Below are 24,370 nucleotides of genomic sequence, written 5' to 3'. Positions count from 1 at the left end.
GAACAAAACTGCAGCTTTACCTCAGATTTATTTGACAGGTAAATCTTTTTGCAATTCATCATTTTAAAAATTCACAAAACCATGAAAAAATTATTACTCTCTGCCCTGATCCTTTTTTTTATAGGCATCGGAAGTTCTTTTGCACAGACTATTGACGACGAAATCAAAATTGTGCAGGATGCATTTGGTAAGGACAAAAGAACCCTTGTAGAATATTACATGAAGCTCTCCGGGGACAAGGCAACTGCTTTTTGGGCGGTCTATGACGAATTTGAAGTGGAAAGAAAAGCAATCGGCAAAGAGCGCATTTTGATTATCAACGATTATATGGAAAAATTCACCCATATCGGAGAGGCTGAGGCTGATGCACTTGCTCTGCGTTCTTTGAAAAATGACGCTGCGCTAAACAGTCTTTACTCCTCTTATTACAAAAAATTCAAGAAAGCTACTTCTGCCATGGATGCAGCCAAATTTCTCCAAGTAGACTTCTACATTACCAATACCATCAGAAATGCCATCCAGCAGGAGCTTCCGTTCTTGGGTGACATCTAAGAAAGGTTGTTCAACTCACTTTATGTATAATTTCTTACAACGAATAAGTTTGAGTATCCTCTTGGGAGCAGGATTGATATCCTGCTCCCCTGAAGGGGCTTCCAGTGTCGAAGAGCTTGACGTAGTTTATACCAATCACGATCCCGGTTTTGACTTTACGAAGAAAAACACGTTTGCCTTACCGGACAAAGTCGTGAGTATATCTTCTGAAAATCCAGGCAGTGGAGATGAACCGAATTATTTACCACCCCAGCTTGCCAATCCTATTCTTGCGACCCTTCGCAGTAACATGCGGGCAATGGGATATACCGAAGTGGATGAGTCTGCAGGTCCTGACCTGATCCTCCTCCCCTCCGCGCTTCAGACAACTGAGGTTTATTATTACTACGATTGGTGGTACTGGAGTTGGTACTACCCAGGCTACGGTACCGGATGGGGTTGGTATTATCCAGGTTACTATCCTCCTACCGTCACAGCAGTTAAGACCGGAAGTATTTTTGTACAGATGACCAGTCCAAAGGATATCAGTTCTTCCAATCAGATACCCGTCACTTGGATTGCTATTGTGAACGGACTTCTCGAAGGAGAAGAAAGCCAGGCGGCCAACCGTATTGACCGAACCTTGGATCAGGCATTTTCACAGTCTCCTTACCTTCAGAAATAGCTATGAAAAAACACCTGATTTTATTCTTACTTCTGATTGGAGTTGGAGTTTCGGCTAATGCCCAACGATCCCTGTACAGCTTCAACTATGCTGTAACTCTGCCTACCGGAAATACTGCGGACTTCATCGATGTAGTCTCAGGCAGAGGCTTTGTGTTTGAATACCAAAAGTTCATCAATGACCATGTGGCCATTGGAGGTGAGGTAGGGCACTCAACGATTTTCAAGCGAACTGAAAACCAAGTCTATACCCGGGAAACAGCTTCTCTGTCAGGAATCCAGTATCGCTACCAATATTCCTATCCCATCATGGCGACTGCATCCTATTATCACTCGTTTACTGATCTTTTGAGACCGTACGTTTCATTTGGAATCGGAACTATCGCAACCAATCGAACCATTGAAATGGGAATGTATGAATCCAATGATACCCATTGGCAATTTGGCATCAGACCCGAACTCGGCACCCTGATCCAGCCTAGTGATAATGTTGCTTTCCGGATTGGGGTCAAATATTACGGAACGTTGGAAGGAGGAGGACTGGAAGGACAATCCAACCTTGGTTTCAATGTCGGTTTGGTGATAATAAATAATTGAGGATACTACGTATGAGTGAAACTCTACCTTCTTTAAGTTTCTATTAAAAAATTTATCGTTCAACAACAAAACCTGATTCTCATGAAAAAGATCCTAAGTATACTGATTCTGGCATTGGGAACATTAAGTTCATGCGCACCAACCCGAGTGGTCGTCGAAAACAACAAATACGAAGACTTTAAACTGAGTAATTATACCACCTTCGACTTTGCTCAAATTGATACACCAAATGACAGCTTGGTCCCCTATCAGCAACTAGTTGACTTGTTGAAGGAAAATATAACCAAAGCCATGGAAGCTCGAGGGCATAAACGCGTAACCGCAGATCCCAGCTTGAGAATCAACCTGGGTGTCGTGGTGGCAGACAAAGTCCAAAAGCGTGAAACCAACGTCACCTCGGATCCATTTACCTATTCCGGTACCAGAAGTTACTATTGGGAATCACGTGAAATCCCTGTAAACACCTACCGAGAAGGAAGTGTAACTGTCCATTTTGTCAATAATCCCGGAAATGTTCTGGTTTGGGCAGGCACCATTTCGGAGGTAGTTCCTAAAAAACAGGAAGACAAACTCGCTGCCATTCAAGATGCAGTGGATCAGATTTTTAAATACATTGACCTTAACAATAAATAACTACTAAAATGAAAAAACTATCTTTTCTAGCCAGCCTTGCGGTAATATTCGCCCTGGCATCTTGCTCCCCAAGTACAAAAATCATTGGCTCCTGGTCAAGTCCGGAAAAACCTGCCAGTCCCTACAAAAAAATCCTAGTAACCGGAATGACCAGCAATCTCGTAAACCGGCAGGCATTTGAAGAGGAACTGGTGGCAACCCTAATAGAGGACGGTGTTCCTGCAACAAGTAGTTTAAACATTATCCCGGTAGGTTCAGCGGCAACAACTGAGGGTATGGCTAAGGCCCTAGAAACGATCAGAAATTCTGGACACGATGGCATCCTGACTGTAGCACTTCTTGACCAAACTTCTGAAACCCGCTATGTACAGGGAACAACCACTTACGCCCCTATGGGATATGGTGGTTACTATGGCAGATACTCAGGTTACTATGGCTATTATGGTGCTATGACCTATGACCCAGGTTATTATACCACTGACAAACTTTACTACATCGAGGTCAACTTGTATGATGCAAAAACCGAAGGTTTGGTATGGTCCTCTCAGTCAGAAACGACCAATCCAAGCAATCTGGAATCATTCTCCCATACATTTGCAGGTGTAGTAGTTGACCAAATGATCAAAGACGGCATCATCGCAGGTCCTGCCAAAAAATAAGGAAACTTCATCATTCAAAAAGTAAAAAGCCCCGAATTGGATCAATTCGGGGCTTTTGCTTAAGCGGCATTTCGAGTGGCGTTGATTATCCCAAACATGGTTCGGAGAATCAATTTGTCCAATATTTCTGTTGACATTCCTTTTTCCAGCCCAATCTGAATCGCATACTGTTGTATGGTAATCAAAGGCAAAACAATTCGCTCCCTAATTTCAATGGATGCCTTGGATACAGGATTGTCCTGGAGCAATTCATTCATTCCGGAGATTTTCTTCAGCATGTCCACCGAACACTCATATTCTGCAAAGAGTATTTTCCAAAAATCCCCATATTCAGGATTGTCCTTCAAGTAAGCAGTGGCCGGGTAAAAACACTTGTTGAGCGATTGCATCGAATTGCCAAGCAAAGTCCGGAAAAAGAGGCTTTCCTGATATAGCTTCTTTAATTCTTCCAGCTTACCTTCCGCTTCAAGTACTTTGATCGCAGAACCCACTCCGTAAAATCCTGGGATATTCTGTTTCATCTGAGCCCATGACCCGACAAAAGGGATGGCTCGCAAATCCTCAAATTTCAACCCTGAATCCCCCCCTCGTTTCAAAGGCCTTGAACCGATATTGGTCATTCCAAAGAATTTAAGCGGTGCCACGTGCTCCAAATAGGGTACAAACTTGGGGTGATTTTTTAGCGCCTTATAAGACTCGTATCCAATATCAGCCAACTTTTGGATCAATTCGCGCTGAGTTTCATTCAGGTTTTTTTCTGCATCCGGATACAAATGATTCTCAACTCCGGCACTCAACAACTGCTCGAAATTATAGGTACAGGAAGCCTGCTTACCATAATTGGAAGAAATTGTCTGGCCCTGAATTGTAACCTGGATTTCGGAATTTTCGACTTTTTCACCGAGCGAAGCATAGAAGTTATGGAGATTTCCTCCTCCTCGGGCCACCGGCCCACCACGCCCGTCAAAGAATACCACTAGAATTCCGCTTTCCCTTGAAACGCGGGTAAGTTCTTCTTTGGCCATCAAAATGGACCAATTCGCCTTAAGATATCCTCCATCTTTGGTTCCGTCAGAGAAGCCCAGCATAATGTTTTGCTTCATACCTCGGCTTTTAAGGTGCGCCTTGTATTCCGGCATCTGATAAAGCTTTGTCATGATTTGCGGAGCCATCTGCAAATCATCAATAGTCTCAAATAGGGGAACGATATCCACTGGCAGCTTGCCGGTATCCACACCCAAGGTCAATTTGGCCATCTGGTAGACTTCGAGCACATGCAGGGCAGACTGACAGTTGGAAATAATATAGCGGTGAAGCCCTTCTTCACCGTTGGTCTTCTGCACAGATTTGACTGTCGCCATGGATTGCAGCATTTCCTTGTGAAAAGACTCTTCGAAATGTTCCAGTGACGGTAGCGCTTTGGTTTTCATCACCTTGGCAATCAATTCATCCTCTGTACCGATAAATTCCTTCCCTTGGATGCTGAATACTTCCTCCCAAAGCGCATCATGCTTTCGGCTGTCTTGTCGCAAGTCCATGTGGGCGAAGTGAAATCCGAAAATCCGAACCTTGAGGATAAATCGGTCCAGCAAGTCGAGAAACAGTCCGTCGTGGTACTTGATCAAGGCCTCTCTTGCTTCCAACAAAATTGCAAGGAGGTCATCTTTGGAAGTGTAGATTTCTTTGTTTTCAAAGAGGGTGTAATAAATCCCCCGCTCAGCTCTTACAATATGCTCCTCCACATGCTTGAAAGTCAGTCGTTTTCTTATTTTCCTCAAGTCGCGGTAGTAGCATCTCATCAGCCATTTTTTCAATCGGTCGGCTACCTGAAGGGTAGTCTCATGGGTGACAAACGGATTTCCATCACGATCCCCTCCTGGCCAAAATCCAACCTTGAGGATGCCTGGATTTTCCCAAGTGTGAAGGGGTTGACCGAGCCCATTGAGAAGACGGATGATGATGTCCGGAATACTGTGATAAAAGACGTTTTCCAAATACCAAATCAAGCTGATGGCCTCATCAAAGGGGGTTGGTTTTTCCCGATTGATAAAACCTGTTTTGCCCAATTGCTGAAGCAGTAAATTGATATTCTCGAGGTCATTCTCCCGAATAGCTTGTTCCAAATCCGTGATAATTCCGAGAACCTGTCCTGGGTAAAACTGCGTTGGATGCGCTGTCAGCGTCAATCTGATTGAAAAATTCTTCAACTTTTCAATCAAAGCGTCTTTTTTCCGGTCATTTTCTACCCTACTGATCAGGGCTTTGATGGATCCTTTTCCGCTGATATCGTTGATTTTTTCATAGGCCGCATCTTCGATGGAATCAAACAAAACCACCTGACGCTCTACGTATTGGATCATTTCAAAAAGGAAATCATACCGTTCCTTCTCATTTTTCTCCCCCGGCATCATTTCCTCAAAAAATCCATCGATGATCTCCCGGGGAGACTTTCCCGAGGCATAGCCACGTTCACAGGCTTTACCCAAAAAGGGCAATAGCGTCCCTGTGACGTAGATATCGTCAAAGGGTAGATCTAAAAAGAGGCTGTTGTAAATGGTAAATCGCTTGGCGACTTGCGTGTCATAGACTTGGAACATCCAGGGTCAGATTTAATAGGTAAGGCAAATTAATAAAAAATCTATTTTATAGAACAATATTTAAAAATTCAACAAGTATTAAGGCTACTTTTTTACGTTTTAATAGATTTTATTCCGGTTTTTAATCAAAACAGAAAAAGACCAAACTCGAAATAATTCCTATTTTCAGGGCTTGAAATCGAACATAACACTACCAGCACACAGGAGAATTCATGTTGCACATGCGAGATTCCAGGTGACAGTTAACAATTAAAACACATGAAATCGAGCCATCTTCTTACTGCGGCGATTGCACTTGCCGCATGTTCTTCTCCAAAACAAGAAACCCAAGTGACAACCCTACCAGAACCCACTCCTATTCGAAGTTATGAATTTTTGGTTGGCACTTACACAGATTCCATTCATCAGGGAATCAACCATTTGTACTTTTCCCCTGCGGAAAATCTACTGACTGTAGAAACCATCGCCGCCGGCATCGCCAATCCATCCTTTGTCATTGCAACACGGGACGGAAAGCGGGTCTTTTCTCTGGAAGAAGAATCCGGAGTGCCTGGAGGACAAGTATTGAGCTTTACCCGAAATCCGGAAGACAATTCCCTTACCTTGATTGACCAAAAGGAATCAGGTGGCGATCATCCCTGTCATATTTCGATCTCACCAAATGAGGATTATGTCATATTAGGCAACTACACCGGCGGAAGCCTGAGTATTTTTAAGGTTTCATCCGAAGGGAAATTGGAGCACGCCCAAACGATCAAACACAAAGGAAAAAGCATTAATCCCGAGCGACAGGAAAAGCCACACGTGCACAGTACAACCTTCGACCCGGAGGGCAAGCGGGTCTTGGTCGCTGATTTGGGAACTGACAAAATCTACGTATACGACTTCGATCCTTCCAAAGCCCAACCGCTGAGTCTATTTGAGGAATTCCCAGTGACTCCAGGCGATGGCCCAAGGCATTTGACCTTCTCAGCCGATGGAAAAGAAGTTTTGGTAGTAGAGGAAATGGCTGCCGTGATGGATGTGTTCGCTTATGAAAATGGCAAAATGAGTCCGAAACAGCGACTTTCATTGCTTTCTGAAGGGTTTGAAGGAAAGGTTGGTGCTGCAGAAATCCGGCTTTCACCCGACGGAAAGCAAGTCTATGTTTCCAATCGAGGAGATGCCAATACGATTTCAGTTTTTGGGAAAAATGCCTCTGGCACTTATGTGCTCGTCCAGAATATTTCCTCCGGTGGCCTGATGCCCCGAAACTTCAATCTAACCGGAGATGGTAAGTATCTGCTTTCTGCCCATCAGGCCAGCAATGACATTGTGATTTTTGAGCGGGACTCTATCACCGGCAAGCTGACTCAAACTCCTTGGAAAGCTGAACTCTACAAACCGGTTTACCTTTTCCGATTGGAGGATTAAGCGGGAGTTTCCCAAGCTTTGGAAGAGTTGTAATGAATGTATCCGGAGTGGATTTCCAAGGGGGATTCCAGATTGTTGTGATACAGTTTTCCCGTGCCTAATCCCTGAGGAATCTTCGGTTTGAAAGTCGAAGCAAGCTGGGAAATGGCATTGAGCCCAAGGTTACTTTCCAGCGCTGAGGTCATCCACCAACCCATTCCCCGGGCCTCAGCCAGCCTAATCCACTCTTGGGTTTCGAGAATTCCTCCTACCAAAGTGGGCTTGAGAATGATATGCTGAGGTTGGAGGTTATCCAAAAGTACTTCCTTTTCCCTGACCCCGATCAGTTCCTCATCCAGTGCTATGGGTAAGGAAGTTTCCCTGCAGAGCTTTTGCATTTCTTTCCACCTGCCTGCCGGGATAGGCTGCTCTATGCTGTGAATGTCCAATTCAGCCAACAGTTGAAGCTTATTCAATGCTTCCTCTGGCGAAAAAGCCCCATTGGCATCCACTCTCAGGGTAATTTGATCAGCAGAAAAGCGGGATCGGATATAGGTCAAAAGCTCAATTTCCTGTTTAAAATCGATGGCCCCGATTTTCATTTTGATGCATTCGAAGCCTTCGGCAAACTTTTGGTCAATCTGTTGAAGCATAAACTCCCGGTCTCCCATCCAAATCAATCCATTGATGGGAATAGGCTGTTGGAAATCGTAGAATTCATTGACCAAAATCCGTTTTCGTCCTCCGTTTAGCCAGTCCAAAATGGCTGTTTCCAATCCAAATCGGATAGAAGGAAGGTCAAAGGAAATCAATGATTTCAGTTGGAAAAGGACCGCATCTGCATTCGATTCCCAACGTTCACCAGTCATTTTCCGGAGCGTTTTTGCCAACACTTCCTCAAAATCCTCCCGATAATCCGGACTGAGTTGGACCAAAGGAGCCGCTTCTCCCCAACCGGTGATTTCCGGATTTTTCGGATCAAAGGCTTTAATCCAATAGACGTCCCGAGTCTTCAGGACACCACGGGAAGTGCCCGCGTCAAATCGGAAGTCAAGGGTCCTTTTGATGTAGGAAAATTCGAGTTGTATGGGATTTATCATGGATTAGTAACCAAAAACAAGAAAGAATGGACGGGCTGGGACTATATTTGCGCCCGAAAACCTCCAACAGATGGAAATTCCGCAGATTAACCTGAGCGAGTACGAATATACATTACCCGAGGAACGCATCGCTAAGTTTCCCTTGGAAAAGCGGGATGCCTCCCAGCTTTTGCATTACCAAAAAGGAAAAATTAGCCATTTCCATTTTTACGACATTCCCGACTTGCTGCCTGCAGACACGCTTTTGGTCTACAACGACACCAAAGTAATCCCTGCACGCTTGATTTTTCAGCGGGAAACCGGCGCCAGAATCGAGATATTTCTACTGCAACCCACAGCTCCGACTACAGTAATTCCTGAAATCATGCTGGCCAAGCATCCCGTCATTTGGGAAACCATGATCGGCAATGCCAAAAAATGGAAGGACGGAGAAATCCTCAAGGGAGAGGTGCAGGTGAAAGGCGAGGATGTGGTCCTTTCAGCCAAGTTAATTGACAGGGAAACAAAGAAGGTGGAGTTTTCCTGGGACAGTCCCGGTGTCGCATTTGTCGATCTCGTGGAGGCAAGTGGTGAGGTTCCCCTACCTCCCTACCTCAATCGAAAACCAACCGAGGCTGACAAATCCCGCTATCAGACCGTCTATTCCAAAAAGGAGGGGGCAGTCGCTGCACCAACAGCCGGACTTCATTTTACAGATGAGGTTTTTGAGAAACTGCGAAAAAAAGGAATCCGCGAAGCACAGCTTACCCTGCATGTCAGTGCGGGAACATTCCAACCGATCACCGCTAAAAACGTGCTTGAACATCCCATGCACAGCGAGCAAATTCAGGTTACTCGAAAGGCGATCGAAAAGCTTTTGTCTGAAAAGGGAAAAACTGTTGCCGTGGGTACTACCTCAGTACGGACCTTGGAAAGTTTATTCTGGTACGGTGTAAAATTAATCGAGGGAAAGGGAGAGGAACTTTTTGTACCCAAGCTTTTTCCCTATGAAAAAAGGGAACGAATCCCAACTAAAGCGGAAGCACTGAATGCAATTCTCAGCCAAATGGAAAAAACCGGGGCAGACACGGTCATGGGAAATACCGAAATCTTCATCTTTCCAGGCTATCGATACCGGATGGTGGACGGTTTGATCACCAATTTTCATCAGCCGGGATCGACTTTGATCCTGCTCATCGCTACCATCTTGGGAGAAGACTGGAAAAAAGTATATCAGGAAGCGCTGGATAAGGGCTATCGCTTCCTGAGCTATGGAGACAGCAGCTTATTGTGGATTTAGTCCGGGGAATTGCCCAGTTTCTGGATTCCGTTGAGTAAGTCATGGTAGTAGGTGCGGCCCACAGGTACCAGATCCTTTCCAACTTTCACCTCACGGGTGTTGATAGCATTGATTTCCGAAACCTGCACGATATAGCTTTTATGGATCCGCATAAAGCGGTCCGCCGGCAATACAGATTCAAAATCCTTGAGAATATTTCTTACTGAAAACACGGAGGTTCGGGTTACAAGTGTAGTATAGTTGCCATCACCTTTCAACCAGAGAATATCATCGTATTTCAATTTGACCAGGTTTCCCTCATGCCGAACGAAAACCGCATCACGGATCAACAATTTCTCCTCCGGCTGATGCACCGTTTTGTGCCCGTTTCCATTCCCATTTATCACAATACCTTCTAATAGCTCTTTCATACCTAAGGATGTTTTGGGTGTTCAACAGACTGTCAATCGATTTTGTTTTTGAATTGTGTTTAGGAAAAAGTCATGAAGGCCAATGATTTCAAATTTCTTTGAAATAAGGCGATTGATTCCGTTTTTTACCTAACATTTTAACACTATGAAACCTTTCAGCTTTATTTTTTCAATCACTCTTTTTTTGATTTTCTCCTGCAAGGAAAAAGAGGACCCCACCTCGAACATCGGAAAAGTAAGTATCACAGGCATCGAATTGACTGATTCGGGCCTGCCCGGTGGAAGGACTTTGGCCAGTTTTCAGTGGAAGCATGTTTTCCCCAGTTCAGTTCAGGTGACATTCATCAAAACCGGAACCGGTGAATCGTTTAGCCTCTCCCTTAATCCCAACAATTTCAGCCAACCTTATGGAATTGATTTACCCTTTGGAGGCTATGAGTATACCGGAGTAACTACCGGGCCCAATGTTTCCGCTACCCTTCCAATAAGTGTAACCGGACAACTTGAAGTAAGCAAAACCTCCGAATCGGTGGTATTAAAAGCAAGGACCGAATATGGACTGGTCACTTATTCCAAATCCAACCTCAACAATGCTCCCAAAGTCCTGGAACCTACCGCAGGCACACTTTCTGCGACCACGGATTTCTATTATACCTATGTAAAGAGCGGCGAAGTTCTGAAAACTGAACTTGCACTCAGCAACGGAAAATCTTTCCGAATCGGAATAAATGCAGCTGACTTTGCCCATCGGCAATTTCAGGTTCAGGCTAGTGGAACAGGTACACCTGACTTTTTCCAGCCTGTGGATTTCACAGTCAGTTCTGAATTGCTGGTTTTGGGAGAAAACGGCTATCCAAGCACCCTTCTCCCCTATTCAATCTCTGAATTGCCCGCTTCCCAAAGTGAAACCTCCGGCTTACAGTGGATTCAGGGAAGACTCTTCTCAATCAATGACGGTGGAAATGCAGCTGAAATCTACGAACTCAACCCCCAAACTGGAGCATTACTCCGAACCATCAAAGTCATCAATATCCCGAATGTGGATTGGGAGGATCTGGCAGCCAGTCCTACCCACTTGTTCATCGGAGATTTTGGAAACAACTTGGGTACCCGAAAAGACCTGAAGATTCTGAAAATCCCCTTGAATTCAGTTTTGACCCAAGTGGAAGTTTCCGCTGAACTCATCGAATTCAGTTACCCGGACCAGAGTGATTTTTCAGGTACCAATGCAAACCACAATTTTGACTGCGAGGCAATGGTTTTCAGTGGTAACCAACTTCATCTTTTCTCCAAAAATCTGGGAGACTTGAAAACCAAGCATTATTCCCTTTCTGCCAATGCAGGAAAGCAAGTAGCGGTTTTGGAGGAAAGTTTTGACTCGAAGGGTCTGATCACCGGAGCGGACATAAGTGCCGATGGAAAAATTATGGTGCTGCTGGGTTATGAAAATCGTGGAGTCAGTTCAAGGGCATTCGTTTGGACTTTTGCCCCTGTTGCAGGGAAATTTTTCTCAGTGCCTGGAAATCAATTCTTCCTGGGTAGTCCAGCAAATCTTAGCCAAACTGAGGGCATTGCGATGGATCCTCAACTGGAGTTAAAAATTTCAGGGGAACGGATCAGCTTTAGCGGGCTGACCGTTCCCCCGAAACTGTTTGAGGTAGATCTTGGAGGAATTTTTACTCCTTAACCTTTTCGCATTTTCTTGTAAGCATTGATCAGGCCATTGGTGGAGCTGTCATGAGAATTGACATCTTCCTCTCCTGCCAGCTCGGGAAGGATGCCGTTAGCAAGGACTTTGCCCAATTCCACTCCCCATTGATCAAAGCTGAAGATGTTCCAAACTACCCCCTGCACAAAGATTTTGTGTTCGTACATCGCTATCAACTGACCCAAGGTATAGGGATTGATTTCTTTGACAAGAATTGAATTGGTAGGCCGGTTTCCCTCAAATACGCGATGTGGAGCAATTTTTTCGATCTCCTCGTCAGATTTACCTGCCTTTTTCATTTCACCTTTCACCTCTTCGAGTGACTTTCCTTTCATCAGGGCCTCAGTCTGGGCAAAGAAATTGGAAAGCAATTTCTGATGGTGATCACCGATCGGATTATGGGAAATAGCAGGAGCAATAAAGTCACAAGGTATCAGATGAGTTCCCTGATGAATCAACTGATAAAATGCATGCTGGCCGTTAGTGCCAGGTTCGCCCCAGATGATCGGTCCTGTGGTGTAGTTGACTTTCTGACCGTCACGGGTCACGTATTTTCCGTTGCTTTCCATATTTCCCTGCTGGAAATAGGCTGCAAACCGATGAAGGTATTGATCATAAGGCAAAATCGCCTCGGAAGTCGCGCCTTGGAAATTGGTATTCCAGATTCCGATCATCGCAAGCACTACCGGAATATTGCGGTCAAAAGCCGTATGGCGGAAATGCTCATCCATGGAATTAGCCCCGGAAAGGAGTTTTTCAAAATTGGAAAAGCCGATCACACAGGCAATAGGCAAACCAATAGCAGACCAAAGCGAGTACCTTCCCCCTACCCAGTCCCAAAAAGCAAACATATTGGCAGTATCTATCCCAAAGGCTTCAACAGCTTTTGCATTCGTAGAAAGAGCCACAAAATGCTTAGCCACTGCCGCCTCGTCTTTTGCCTTTTCCATAAACCAGCTTCTTGCCGTGTGGGCATTGGTCATGGTTTCCTGAGTGGTAAAAGTCTTAGAAGCAATAAAGAAAAGGGTGGTTTCGGGATCCACTTTCTTCAAGGTCTCTGCAATGTGAGTCCCGTCCACATTGGAAACGAAGAAAATTTCCAGATTTGGATTGTGGTAAGGCTTTAGTGCCTCGGTCACCATCACCGGGCCTAGGTCAGAACCTCCAATGCCGATATTAACCAACGATTTGATTGGTTTCCCTGTGTAGCCAAGCCATTTTCCGCCGTGGATTTGATCAGCAAATCCTTTCATTTGGTCCAAAACTGCATTCACATCCGGCATCACGTCTTTTCCATCCACATAGACCGGATGGCTTTTCCGGTTTCGCAGAGCGGTATGGAGCACTGCCCTGTTTTCGGTCTGATTGATTGCCACACCGGTAAACATATCCTCAATGGCTTCGCGGATACCGACTTCTCGGGCCAAATCCATTAATGCGGATAGTATTCCGTCTGAAATGCGGTTCTTGGAAAAATCCACCAGCATATCCTCGAAGCGGATACTGAATTCCTCGAAGCGACCGGGGTATTGAAAATGGGAAGCGATGGTATGATTTTTATGTTTCTCTACGAGTTCTTCTAATCGGGACCAAGCCGGGGTACTCGTTGGATTAATTGCGTTCATATGGGTAATAGGTTGATTGAGGGAAAGGGCAAAAATAAGAGGATTCTCCTTGGAAAGAAGGGGTAAATTCTCCAGCCAGAATTAAAAAATCCATAATTCATTAGGCAGAAACAGCTATAATTAATAGTTTAAGAATCTCAAATAAATTTTCAGGATTTTCAAATACTCAAGCATGCTTAACAAATTGTTGCTTATTCTTCTTACCAGTTATTTTTCAATTGGCTTTTCCGCACAGGGACAACAGCGGACTACCACCAAACTAAACCGACACTTCATCGAAATCGAGCAAAATGATTCCAAAAATCACCACTACAATAAGGTAGAAACCGTGACCAAAACGGGAGAGACTGTCACCTGGATTTTTGACCTCCGAAACAGGATGGTGAAGCAATCCAAAAAAGGAATCAATCCTGAAGGAAATTATAATCAGGAGATCACGGAAACGTTTGATTCGACAAATCAGCTGATTAGTCAGAGCATTATCAACTTGGAAAATCGGAAGTATGTCGAATTTCACTACCGAGACGGAGTCAAAAAGGCCCAAGTAATCTCCCATGGCAATGAGGTATTTGAGATTTGGAGAAACAATCCGGACAGCCTGTACACCAGTGATCACGATGATTTTGGACCGGGATTAGACAGAAAAGAATGGAATAATTTCCTGGTAAAAAACCTGAGGTACCCCACTGAGGCAAGAAAAACCGGAGCTGAAGGAACGGTTATCCTAGCCATTTTGGTGGATGAAAATGGAAACATCAAAGAATCTGAGGTTGCCAACTTGGCTTTTGTCAATCCCTACTTGGCCAAGGAAGCACTTAGAGTACTTGGGCTGTTCAAAGGCCAATTTATCCCTGCCGTCAATCTGGACGGTCAGCCTGAAGAAAAATGGATCAACATTCCACTCCGCTTCAAACTCGGCTAAGGTTCCATTCAACAAGTAATGGGTTGGAAGTTTTTGCAAACAAGTGAAAACTCCAATTCCTTTTTTGTGGTGTTTCCACGGTCTTTTCAAGTTCGAACCCTATTCTTTAGAAATCCGAATGATAATTCAGGTAACAAAAAAGCCGATCATTTCTGACCGGCTTTTGATTTAGTTTCCAGCGGCTTTTTCCTCTGCCTTGGCTTTTCGCTTGAAGCCCTTATTAAACGGCCAAGTATATTCCAGTGCCTCCATTCCTTTGTTGAGATTGTAGGTTGCGGAATCTGCATTTTGCATAGTGTTCTTCAAATACTCGGCAAATTCTGGGTCATTCAGCAGCATTCCCATGGCGTTTTCGGAGGAATTCAACTTGTCAGTAATGGCTTGAAGTTCTTTGGTCAACTGCTGGGAATTTTCAGCGGTTTGCTTCAAACTTTCCATACTGGCCTGAAGGTCTTTGACTATGGTAGTATCTGTCACCAGATCATTAAAAAGAAAGCCTTTTTGATTCAGTTTGGAAGTAAAGGCATTCAAATCGTTGATGATTCGATTGGAGTTAGCTGAAGCCCGGTCCAGATTGACCAAAATGGATTTGAAGTTTACTGCCAAAGTCGAATCAGTCATCACAGCTCCCACGATTCCTTCTCCGTTGGCAATTTTTCCGGTAAGGACTTTGAGATCTGCCGTGATGTCCACCAGGTTTTCATTGTTGACCTGAAGGGTTTCCATCATCTTGTCCGTATCCAAAGGCATGACAGCCTCCAGTCGATCTCCGTCTTCCACTGCCGGCACTTCCGTACTTCCTCCATAGATCACAATGATTTTATTACCAATCAGACCGTCAGAACTAATTGTAGCTTTGGAGTCCTTTCGAATAAAATCAGCCACTGATTTTTCCACGTTCATTTCTACTTCGACTTGGGATTCTCCGTAAAAATTGATCTTGCGGACGGTTCCGATTTTTACCCCGGAAAACCAAATGTTATTTCCAGTCTGAAGACCGCCGATGTCATCGAAGACGGCTTTAAGATGAATGGCCTTTACAAATTTCTTTTGCTGTCCACCAAGCGTCAACACCCCGGCTACCAGGATTGCAATGCCCAAAAAGACAAAGATGCCAACTATGACGGTTCGTTTATTTTCGCCTCTCATGAGTTTATAAAATTATAATCGTAGAATGATTTGACTCGCTCATCAGTCGCTTTGGGAAAAACTTCCTCAAAGGTTCCGATGGCTTTAAACTGACCGTCGAGTAGGACGGCCATCCGGTCTCCAGTCTGCTTGGCACAGGCCAGATCGTGGGTAATTACAATGGAGGAGGTTTTGTACCGCTCTCTTACTTCCAAAATCAGGTTATTGATATCACCGCAGGTGATCGGATCCAGTCCTGCTGTGGGCTCATCATAGAGCATAATTTCGGGATTGAGGATTAAAGTCCTTGCTACACCAATCCGCTTCTTTTGACCACCTGACAATTCAGATGGCATTTGATTAATCGATTGGGGCAATCCAACCCCGTCCAAAAGTTCCTCTATCCGACGATCAATTTCCCCACGGGTGAGATTCTTGACATTTCGAACTAAAGGAAATTCCAGATTTTCCCTTACAGTCATACTGTCGTAAAGGGCTGAGTTTTGAAACGAAAACCCGATTTTCAAACGGAGTGCGTTCAGCTCTTTCTTGTTCAAAGCTGCCACTTCCTGCCCAAAAACCTTCATACTCCCTGCATCCTGTCGAAGCAGTCCAACCATGATTTTGATCAAAACGGATTTCCCTGATCCTGATTTACCCAAAACAACAAGGTTTTCTTCCCGATACAAATCCAGATCGACACCTTGGAGCACATCCAAATCTCCAAAGGACTTTTCCAAACCACGAATCTCAACTACTCTTTCTCTTTGATCCATAGCTTACATCCCCCTGATAGCGTTAACAATTTGCAACACAAGCAATTCCTCTATAAAGATCAAGAACATGGCCATAACCACCGCGGCATTAGCCGCACGGCCAACACCTTCAGTTCCTTTGGAAGAATTGTACCCCTTGTAGCAACCTACAATACCTATCGTAAATCCAAACAAAATCGATTTGAAAATCGAAGAAGTCACATCCAAAAATGTGATGGACTCAAAAACCTGAACAAAGAAGGTGGACATACTCACCAATTCATTCTTGTTGACGCTCAGGAATGATCCCATCAAAGCCACAAAGTCTGTGTACATCACCAACAGCGGAATCATAAAAGTCGTCGCCAGAACTCGCGTCACGACCAGAAATTTGAACGGGTTGGTAGCAGACACCTCCATTGCGTCGATTTGCTCAGTTACCTTCATCGAACCGATCTCTGCTCCAATACTGGAGCCAACTTTACCGGCAGCAATCAATGCCGTGACCAAAGGCCCCATGGCTCTAACCACGGCTATGGAAATCAAGGAAGGCAACCACGACGCCGCACCAAACTCGGAAAGAGAGGGACGGGATTGGTTGGTAAATACAATTCCCACAATAAAACCTGTCAGGGAAATCAGCGGAAGTGATTCCACCCCGATCCGATAACACTGATGAATTACCTCTTTGAACTCGTAGGGGGGAAGAAATACCTCCTGAAAGAACCTCTTGACAAAACTCCAAGCATCTGCCAATCCGGTAAAAAACTTATCCAATTTCTTTGAAAGCAGGGGCTTTCTATCAATTGCTTCTCCAGCCATAACAATTATCTGAAGCTCGAAAATACGCAAAATTCTTCAAAGGACTTGAAAAAAGGCTAGGCGTTTAGGATTTGAATAAGGTCTGCTTCAGAAATCGGTTTTTCGAAAAAACCTGTAATTCGTGGATCCTCTTCTGCCCTTCGACGATCTTCAGGTACAATCGAGCCGGTGAGAAAAAACAACCTCCCGGTGAAGTTGATCTTTTCCAGTTCATCGACAAATTCCCAACCGTCCATGACACCCAGATTCAGATCTGTCAAAACCTTATCCACCGAATTCTTCTTCAGAAATTCCAATGCCTCAACAGCTCGTTCGAAGGTAGCCAATTCAATTTCTTTTGAGATCAAATTGAACCGCTTTTGAAGCAGCAAATGCTGGATTCTATCATCGTCCAAGACTAGAATTCGTTGAATGGAAAAGTCACTCATGGATTAAAAATCAGATCAGAAAGTGAGATTATTTTAGTCGGCAATATTCAAATAAACGAGGGAATTCTAAAATTCGGATTGAAAGACACAAGGTATTTTTTCTAACCTTATAAAAAGAGTAAAAAGTGAAAGTGAGGTTTTTAGACTAGCCTAATTTTTTCTGTCGACCCAAATTTCGATCAATCGAAATCAAGTTTAAAAAATTTTAAATCAGGCAGTTAAATTTAAATACCTCTACTAATAGTTTTGATTAAAACAGTTCCTTTTTTAACCTTTATTTCAAATTCTGCTTTCACCATCTTGCTTAATTTCAACTTCACTGAAACGATTTTCAGGGGATAATTTTTTCAAGGCAATCCCGATTTCATTTTCCCCCGTCATGGAAAATTGATCCCTGGGACTCTCCCAAAAAGGTGAAGCATCCAAAATAAATTACATTGTTACTTTCCCTGACTGAAGACATTTTGGATTAACTTCATTACCCTATAATCCCCTGCCCTATGAAAAAACTGATCCTCTCATTTACCCTATTCCTCTCCATCATATTGATGGCATCTGCCCAATCCACCTACGATGAAGCCCTCGCCAAAAAACTCGGCGCCGACGATATTGGAATGAAAAAGTATGTCATGGCTTTCCTGCTCCGTGGCGATCGGGTCAGCGAGTACACCCCCGAACAGCGTCAGGAAATTCAGGCCGGCCACATGGCCAACATCGGCAAAATGGCCGATATGGGAAAACTGGTTTTGGCTGGTCCCTTCTTTGGAAATGAAGACCTGAGAGGAATCTATGTATTCAATGTCCAATCCCTCGAGGAAGCCAAAGCCCTGACGGAAACCGATCCTGCAATCATCGCCGGAGTCCTCAAGATGGATCTCAAGGAATGGTATGGTTCGGCAGGCTTGATGATGGTAAATGAGATTCACGCTAAGGTTGCGAAATCCAGTATTAAGTGAGCAGTAGCCAGTGTTCAGTATTCAGGTACCGTTGGCAGTCTGCCTACTGATTACCGCCTACTGAATACTGACCTATCTTCCGCAAATCTCCTTATACGGACAATACTCACATTTCTTCAGGTCCTCTGTCTGGGAAAATGGAACTTCAGGATTGTACATTTCTTCCAAAAGTCCTTTCAATTGAGCGGTGTAATCTTCCTGATGATCCCGGAAATCGGTCAGTTCCGTCTTTGTGCGTGATTCTTTCAACTGCAAATAAGGATTAAACTCATCCGAGAAGATTTCTTTCAGGTTGAAAATTGCCGGTTTCAGTGGTGCAGTATTTTGGGGATGCGTAGCCTGATAGATCAATCCGTAAAACATGGTCTGCATGGCAGCTTTGTTCCGGCTTTTGCTTTCCCGGTCAAAAAGCGATGGAATATCCGGAAATTCTTTCTTGTCTCCTCCCGACTTGTAATCGATCAAGCGGATGACGCCATTAAGTTCATCGACACGGTCAATGATTCCTCTAAGTGCAATTTCCTTCACCCCGGTGGAAGTTTCAATGGGCAATTTGGCTTCGTATCGCTTCTCCTTTTCCAAAGAAACCAATCGGAACGGCGCGGATTCTTCGTCGATTTCCAAGACCCGGATGATGTATTTCTGCAGGACATCTCGGGCAATCGCCATCTGACCATTCAACTTGGTTTCGGCAGATTCCTCCAAGTGATAATGCGTACGAATGGCCTTTTCGATGGCAGGGAATACCCATTTTTCCTTTAACTCTTTGAAATCCCCAGGTTCCAACACGGCCCTTTTTTTCCTTTCAATAAAACCTGCGTAGAGGTTTTCCATGCTGAAGTGAGCCAGATTTCCAAAAACTCCCGCATCGATTTCCTCGCTTACTTCCTCTTTTTCTTGGATGTTGGCGATATACTGCAGGTAAAACTTCAACCTGCAATCCAGGTACATATTCAAAGCTGATGGAGAGAAGGCGGTTTGGGAAGTTTCGTCAGGACGAACAACATATTTTTCAAGAAGATGAAGCACTTCCGGCTCTTTTTGGATGGAAATCGATCCTGGTGACTTTTGATCAATGGGCACAAAAATGACCTCCTCTTTCGTTTCCAGCCCCATTTCCACTTCCATTTGCTGGATATAGCGGCTTTTCTCACCTGATTTTCCCTGATCGGAGGCAGTCGTGTAGATCATATGAACTTCCTCAGCGCTATGCAGCAAGCGGTAAAACGTATAGGCATAAATCGCATCGTTTTGCTCCTGAACGGGCAAGCCAAATGCCCGGCGAATGTTGAATGGGATCATGGAATTCAACCCGGCAGAAGGCGGAAAACTGGCCTCATTCATATTGCAAATAATGACCCGGCGAAAGTCAAGATTTCGCGACTCGAGTACCCCCATAATCTGCAATCCCTGAAGCGGTTCGCCTTCAAATGGCAACTTCACTTCCCTGAAAACCTGCCGGAAAAGCCGGATGAAAAACTCCCGGTTGACCGTAAGCGATTCCTGTTTCTCAAAAATCTCGCGCAAACGTGTCAACTGCTTGAAACATTGATAGAGGTAACTGCGCTGCAAAGGTTCATCCTTCAACCTGTCGGCCAATTCTTCGATCAGGGTAGAGAGATAGGAAAAAAGCTGCTCACTCTCCAGTTTCTGGAAAATCAGAGTAAAAAACTTCCCTCCCTGATGCAGGCTTTCCTGCGAAATATGAATCTGGTTTTTCTCCTGAATCTCAGCCAGCAATTCCTGACAAAAGCCCGGATTGGCAGTCTTAAGGTAAATCGAGGAAAGCAGGTTTTTGATAGGTTGATGGTAGAACAGCACCTTTCCGTCTTCCACCTTGATGAAGCGCTGCATTTCCAGCACCGCTTCGAGGAAAGCGTACACCGGAGCATTTTTCACCGGATAGCCCATCGTCACGTTCACTTTGTCCACCTGATCCGGCAAGGCATGAAGCACCGGAAAAAGCATCTGCTCGTCGGGTAGGATGACTACGGTTTCCTCCCAGTTTCCCATTGGGACTTTTTCCAGTATTGTCCCGACCAAATTTGCCTGATTGGTTTTCAAAGGCGTGGCGTAGGTATGGATTTGGGCCTTTTTGGTTTGTATCAGCGACGGAATTTGTTCCGGGAAAGTAGTTCCGAATACCTTGTCCTTTTGATACTCCCTAAAGAAAAGTCCGGCTTCCTGATTATTGTCATTGAGGTAATATGCATCCAAATCCCAGTAGATTTCCGCTCCGAATTGGGTAATGAAATGCTTGATGAGCTTTTCTTCGGTACCAGTAAATGCATTGAAACCGATGAAAATCGAATGCTTTTCGGGCTTTGGAATCTGATCGAGCGACTCGGCCACTTTCCGGTAAAGCATGCCCGAATAGGCCAACCCCGACACATTAAGCGAAGCCTGAAACGCCTGATAAAGTGGATTGAGGAGTTCCCAAAATTTCAAAAACTTCTCCTGATGCATCCGGTCCTGTCGAACAAACGAAGCCCAAAATTGCTGAATCAGCTCAACCTGACTCTCGGTCAGAAAGCTCTGGTCGGACTCAAATTCCTTGAATTCAGCCAGCTGATGGTATAATTTCTTTGCATCCGCCAGGAACTGATCCAGGTCATTGAAGTCTTTGAGGATCATTTCTCCCCAAAAGAAAAACTTGTCAAAATCCTCCGGCGCAGGATGCAAATCGCAGTAAACACGGTACAATTCGAAAATCAAGGTCAAATCATCCGCAGGCCGCTGTCCGGCATACTGATAAAAAATATCCTCAATCGTCTTCACTTCCGGCATCCACATGGGTTCGGTGATCAGCGTTCCCAGATGCTGGGTGAAGAATAGTCCGGCCCTTCGGTTGGGAAGGATGATGGACAGATTCTGGAGATTCTGATGTTTTTCCAGTATTTCCCGGGCAGTATTTCTTAAAAAACTATGCATGGACTGTCTCGATTTTACCGGTTTCCAAATAACATAAATAGCCTTTTACGGGCTTCTGGGTAAGTTTTTGAACCAAGGTCATATACTCCCGAACCTGATTTCCATATTTTTCAAGTTCCTCGCCTGTCTTGAAATCCACGATAATGGATTCGGTTGGACGAAGGATGATGCGGTCGGGCCGTTTTTGCTTTCCACCGGGAAGTAAAATTCCCTGCTCTGCCAGCAAAATCCCTTCTCCTTCAAACCAATCGGAAAAAACAGGGTCAGAAAACAAAGCCTTCAATTGATTTTCGACTTCCAATTTTTCTGATTCGCTTAGTCTTCCTTCGAAATAAAAAGCCTGCAAATTGGTTTTGGCTGCCTCGAGATTGACTGAATTTTCCAGGATTTCATGGACGAGCAAACCGAAGTTCCGCTTCTTCCGTTGCTCCAAACCTTCCTGCGAAAAGTCCACCGCGTACTTTTTCACTTCCAACAATTCGGACCAATTCTTATAAGTCCATCTCAAGGTTGGAACAGGCAACAGCTCCGACTTTTCAGGCTTTTCATCCGGCCAATCACCCAGTTCAAAAACCTTGGTTTCGGAATTAAAATGAGCAGACAAATTCAACCCATTCTCCCCTTCGATTCCATTTTCGAGGATTTGCTGGAGGTGAGCTTCCAGAATATTCTGTGTTCCGATTTTTTCTTTATAGGGCACCAAACCCCAAAACACGTCCTCTGCTCTGGTGAGCGCTACATAAATCATATTCAAACTGTCCAGATAAGCTAAAATCGCTTCTTCAGAATAGACTTGGTGGAAAGCTGACTGAGCAAGATTACTTCCCAATGTCAGTGGAATGATAGCAGAAAGGTTTTTCTCGCGATCCTTAAAAGGCGACCAAACGACATTTCCTTTCGAAGTATCAAAAATTGTCCATTTCAAAAACGGCATTAGCACAACTTTAAACTGCAAGCCCTTCGACTTGTGAATCGTCAGAATCCGCATCGCATCGTGTCCTTCGGGAATTTTCACGGTTCGCTTGGATTGATTCTCCTCCCACCATTCAAGGAAACCCGCCAGATCCGACCGGTTGTTTGCGGTGAAATCATAAACTGCCTCCTTGAAACCTGAGATGTAGGCTTTTTCCAAGCCATTCTCCATCAGATCAAGGGCTCCGATCAATTCCTCCAACGCTTCCATGAGCGGAAGTTGGAGCAGAGGAGTCTCACGTTTTCTGAACGAATCCACTTTTTCGACCAGGTGATCTGGGATTTTATCCAGTGCAAAAAGCGTATGATTAACGGGTTCATCCCGCAAAACGGAGCGGTAATACCACATCGTCTTGAACTGAACCATATCATCCGGATACTGCAAATACCTCAAACCCGCCACCAAAGCCTTAACCGAAGCAGATTTGTTGAGATACATCGATTCATCCGAAAGGACATCGAACCGGTAATTCGGATCCGAATTTTTAGCAGTTTCCTGCATCATCACATCCGCAATGGCTTCGCCTTCGGCTTTGGTTCGGACCAAAAATGCGATATCCCGCAAACTGTACCCATGATCCTGGAGTTCGCGGACCATTTGGGGAAGCTTGGCGGCTACCTGGGCATTGAAATTTCCTTCCTCATCCTCTTTGATGGGAGCCAAAAATTCAAGTTTCACCTTTCCCTTAAAGGTTGATTTTGACTTTTTGGAAGAAATTTCCTGAGTGACGTCGTGGTAAGCACGGGAAAGAATAGAAGGATCTTCTACCCCATAGGCTTCAGTTAAACTTGATTCAAAGGATGCCGGGAGCTTCTTGAAAAGGGCATTGTTAAACTCAATTATGTTGGGAAGACTTCGAAAATTGGTCTCCAGATTTTTGAGATCAATTCCAAATACCGCGGTTTCTTCCTCCACCTGTTCCAGCAGAAGTTTCATTTCCCCACCTCTCCAGCGATAGATCGATTGTTTCACATCTCCGACCAGCAGATTGGTGTTTCCCTGCGAAAGTGAGTTTTCAAGAAGCGGTTTGAAACTTGCCCATTGAAAACCGGAAGTATCCTGAAACTCGTCAATCAGGAAGTTTTTGTATTGGTTTCCGACTTTTTCATAAATGAATGGAGCGTCATTTTCCTTGGTGATTTCTTTCAAGAACTCATTCGCATCCGAAATCAGCAAAATGCTTTCCTCGTCCTTGATGAGTGAGAGTTCATCCAGAAGATTCCGGAAAATCCCAAACACATAGATGTTTTTGGAAATCGCTTCAAGGGTTTTCCATTGGTAAAGAAGTGGCTCAAACTGCTTTAAAATAGCATTCAGGCCTTCGCTGTACGCCGCTTCGATTCGGGAAGTCTGAGGACTTTTCTTGGTAAACCACTTTTCCGGGTTATCGATTTTGTCGATTTGAGTGGGGCTAAGCTCTGGAACCGGATTTTTACGATCACCCAACTGATCGAATTTTTTGGCGAAAGATGTGGACGCTCCGCTGAAATCCGTCCATTCCAAGCCATTGTTGATTCGGATTTGATTTGCTTGCTCCTTGAGTTCGCGGGTGATCTTGAGCAACTCCGCTCTACGCGTTTTGGCAAAAGCCTGGAGTTTGGAGATGTTTTCCTTTTCCTTCAGAAACTCCCGGATTTCGGACGAATAGCGCTTGAAGTCCTCCTGAAAAATCTGCTTTCCCAACTCGCGGATATTGCGCCGAATATCCCAGGATTTGCCGTTTTGGATCTGCTCCGATGCATAATCCACCAGCCATTTGTGGAGAAAATCGTCCTCCATCACCAGCATCACCACCCGAATCACAACCCGATCGAGCACGGCCTCCTGATCCAATTCCACTTCAAACTTGGCATTCAGATCCATTTCCCGGGCAAAAGCCCGAACTACTTTCTGGAAAAAACTATCAATGGTATTCACTGCAAAGTGTCCATAATCATGTAGAATCGCAGTCAACGTGGCTGCTGCCCTTTGCTTCAATCCAGCCTCATCCACTTGAAGGGCATTCATCAGCTCATCGTCCATTTTCTCACCAACCGACACCGCATTTCGAAGGCGGTTCAATTCCTTCAGGATTCGCTCCTTCATTTCCTGAGTGGCTTTGTTGGTAAAAGTCACCGCCAAAATCTGCCGGAAAGCAGCCGGATTTCGAAGAGCGAGCTTGAGGTATTCCAAGGTCAGCGTGTAAGTCTTGCCCGAGCCGGCGGAGGATTTGTAGATGATAAAGGGTTTGTCTTCCATGG

The 24,370-nt window shown here is 44.7% G+C and carries 20 protein-coding genes; 10 read left to right on the top strand and 10 right to left on the bottom strand.

Annotated elements, in window-relative coordinates; translation table 11 throughout:
* Positions 1-81: 81 nt before the first annotated feature.
* The 5 genes from D0X99_RS18945 to D0X99_RS18925 all read left to right on the top strand — a co-directional run bounded on the left by D0X99_RS18945 (position 82) and on the right by D0X99_RS18925 (position 3,104).
* Positions 82-552, top strand: a complete 471-nt coding sequence (locus tag D0X99_RS18945; protein ID WP_119479451.1) for a hypothetical protein — start codon at positions 82-84, stop codon at positions 550-552.
* A 22-nt stretch (positions 553-574) separates the two neighbouring features.
* Positions 575-1,216, top strand: coding sequence for a DUF4136 domain-containing protein (locus D0X99_RS18940; protein ID WP_158587736.1), 642 nt, complete (start codon positions 575-577; stop codon positions 1,214-1,216).
* A 2-nt stretch (positions 1,217-1,218) separates the two neighbouring features.
* The gene (locus D0X99_RS18935) at positions 1,219-1,812 is read left to right on the top strand and encodes an outer membrane beta-barrel protein (protein WP_119479437.1); all 594 of its coding nucleotides are present in this window, start codon (positions 1,219-1,221) and stop codon (positions 1,810-1,812) included.
* Between the two features lie 81 nt (positions 1,813-1,893).
* Positions 1,894-2,445 carry a DUF4136 domain-containing protein gene (locus D0X99_RS18930; RefSeq protein WP_119479436.1) on the top strand — a complete coding sequence of 184 codons (552 nt, stop codon included), beginning with the start codon at positions 1,894-1,896 and terminating at the stop codon, positions 2,443-2,445.
* Positions 2,446-2,453: 8 nt separating this feature from the next.
* On the top strand, positions 2,454-3,104 hold the full coding sequence (locus tag D0X99_RS18925) for a hypothetical protein (RefSeq protein ID WP_119479435.1): 651 nt from the start codon (positions 2,454-2,456) through the stop codon (positions 3,102-3,104).
* Positions 3,105-3,163: 59 nt separating this feature from the next.
* On the opposite strand, the gene D0X99_RS18920 is transcribed toward D0X99_RS18925, so the two are convergent.
* The gene (locus D0X99_RS18920) at positions 3,164-5,701 is read right to left on the bottom strand and encodes a phosphoenolpyruvate carboxylase (protein WP_119479434.1); all 2,538 of its coding nucleotides are present in this window, start codon (positions 5,699-5,701) and stop codon (positions 3,164-3,166) included.
* Between the two features lie 258 nt (positions 5,702-5,959).
* On the opposite strand from D0X99_RS18920, the gene D0X99_RS18915 reads away from it, so the two are divergent.
* Positions 5,960-7,114 (top strand): lactonase family protein, encoded by a 1,155-nt coding sequence (locus tag D0X99_RS18915; RefSeq protein ID WP_119479433.1) that lies wholly within the window; start codon positions 5,960-5,962, stop codon positions 7,112-7,114.
* Here D0X99_RS18915 and menC read toward each other — a convergent pair.
* Positions 7,111-8,193, bottom strand: a complete 1,083-nt coding sequence (gene menC, locus D0X99_RS18910) for an o-succinylbenzoate synthase (RefSeq protein WP_119479432.1) — start codon at positions 8,191-8,193, stop codon at positions 7,111-7,113. The genes D0X99_RS18915 and menC overlap by 4 nt on opposite strands.
* A 70-nt stretch (positions 8,194-8,263) precedes the next feature.
* Between menC and D0X99_RS18905 the strand changes: the two genes are divergently transcribed.
* Entirely contained in the window at positions 8,264-9,472 is a 1,209-nt protein-coding gene (locus D0X99_RS18905) for an S-adenosylmethionine:tRNA ribosyltransferase-isomerase (RefSeq protein WP_119479431.1), read from the top strand.
* On the opposite strand, the gene D0X99_RS18900 is transcribed toward D0X99_RS18905, so the two are convergent.
* Positions 9,469-9,882 (bottom strand): LytR/AlgR family response regulator transcription factor, encoded by a 414-nt coding sequence (locus tag D0X99_RS18900; protein ID WP_119479430.1) that lies wholly within the window; start codon positions 9,880-9,882, stop codon positions 9,469-9,471. The genes D0X99_RS18905 and D0X99_RS18900 overlap by 4 nt on opposite strands.
* 145 nt (positions 9,883-10,027) lie before the next feature.
* Between D0X99_RS18900 and D0X99_RS18895 the strand changes: the two genes are divergently transcribed.
* On the top strand, positions 10,028-11,569 hold the full coding sequence (locus tag D0X99_RS18895; protein ID WP_119479429.1) for a hypothetical protein: 1,542 nt from the start codon (positions 10,028-10,030) through the stop codon (positions 11,567-11,569).
* Here D0X99_RS18895 and pgi read toward each other — a convergent pair.
* On the bottom strand, positions 11,566-13,215 hold the full coding sequence (gene pgi, locus D0X99_RS18890; RefSeq protein WP_119479428.1) for a glucose-6-phosphate isomerase: 1,650 nt from the start codon (positions 13,213-13,215) through the stop codon (positions 11,566-11,568). The genes D0X99_RS18895 and pgi overlap by 4 nt on opposite strands.
* Positions 13,216-13,387: 172 nt before the next feature.
* Between pgi and D0X99_RS18885 the strand changes: the two genes are divergently transcribed.
* Entirely contained in the window at positions 13,388-14,137 is a 750-nt protein-coding gene (locus tag D0X99_RS18885) for an energy transducer TonB (protein WP_119479427.1), read from the top strand.
* A gap of 168 nt (positions 14,138-14,305) precedes the next feature.
* On the opposite strand, the gene D0X99_RS18880 is transcribed toward D0X99_RS18885, so the two are convergent.
* The 4 genes from D0X99_RS18880 to D0X99_RS18865 are packed head-to-tail and all read right to left on the bottom strand — an operon-like array spanning position 14,306 to position 17,270.
* The gene (locus D0X99_RS18880; protein WP_119479426.1) at positions 14,306-15,286 is read right to left on the bottom strand and encodes an MlaD family protein; all 981 of its coding nucleotides are present in this window, start codon (positions 15,284-15,286) and stop codon (positions 14,306-14,308) included.
* Positions 15,283-16,041 carry an ABC transporter ATP-binding protein gene (locus D0X99_RS18875; protein ID WP_119479425.1) on the bottom strand — a complete coding sequence of 253 codons (759 nt, stop codon included), beginning with the start codon at positions 16,039-16,041 and terminating at the stop codon, positions 15,283-15,285. Before D0X99_RS18875 ends, D0X99_RS18880 begins: the two co-directional genes overlap by 4 nt.
* A 3-nt stretch (positions 16,042-16,044) precedes the next feature.
* A complete protein-coding gene (locus D0X99_RS18870; protein WP_119479424.1) occupies positions 16,045-16,842 on the bottom strand; it encodes an MlaE family ABC transporter permease in 798 nt (265 codons plus the stop codon).
* A 56-nt stretch (positions 16,843-16,898) separates the two neighbouring features.
* Complete coding sequence (locus tag D0X99_RS18865) at positions 16,899-17,270, bottom strand: response regulator (protein WP_119479423.1); 372 nt, start codon at positions 17,268-17,270, stop codon at positions 16,899-16,901.
* Positions 17,271-17,770: 500 nt separating this feature from the next.
* Between D0X99_RS18865 and D0X99_RS18860 the strand changes: the two genes are divergently transcribed.
* Positions 17,771-18,226, top strand: a complete 456-nt coding sequence (locus D0X99_RS18860) for a YciI family protein (protein WP_119479422.1) — start codon at positions 17,771-17,773, stop codon at positions 18,224-18,226.
* A 72-nt stretch (positions 18,227-18,298) separates the two neighbouring features.
* On the opposite strand, the gene D0X99_RS18855 is transcribed toward D0X99_RS18860, so the two are convergent.
* Both D0X99_RS18855 and D0X99_RS18850 read right to left on the bottom strand, forming a co-directional pair.
* Entirely contained in the window at positions 18,299-21,157 is a 2,859-nt protein-coding gene (locus D0X99_RS18855; RefSeq protein WP_119479421.1) for a PD-(D/E)XK nuclease family protein, read from the bottom strand.
* A complete protein-coding gene (locus tag D0X99_RS18850; RefSeq protein ID WP_119479420.1) occupies positions 21,150-24,368 on the bottom strand; it encodes a UvrD-helicase domain-containing protein in 3,219 nt (1,072 codons plus the stop codon). The genes D0X99_RS18855 and D0X99_RS18850 overlap by 8 nt, the downstream gene beginning before the upstream one ends.
* Between the last annotated feature and the right edge of the window lie 2 nt (positions 24,369-24,370).

Source organism: Algoriphagus lacus, from assembly GCF_003583985.1.
GTDB lineage: Bacteria > Bacteroidota > Bacteroidia > Cytophagales > Cyclobacteriaceae > Algoriphagus > Algoriphagus lacus.
The sequence above is the reverse complement of the archived record's forward strand: the minus strand, read 5'-3'. Positions and strand labels throughout refer to the sequence as shown.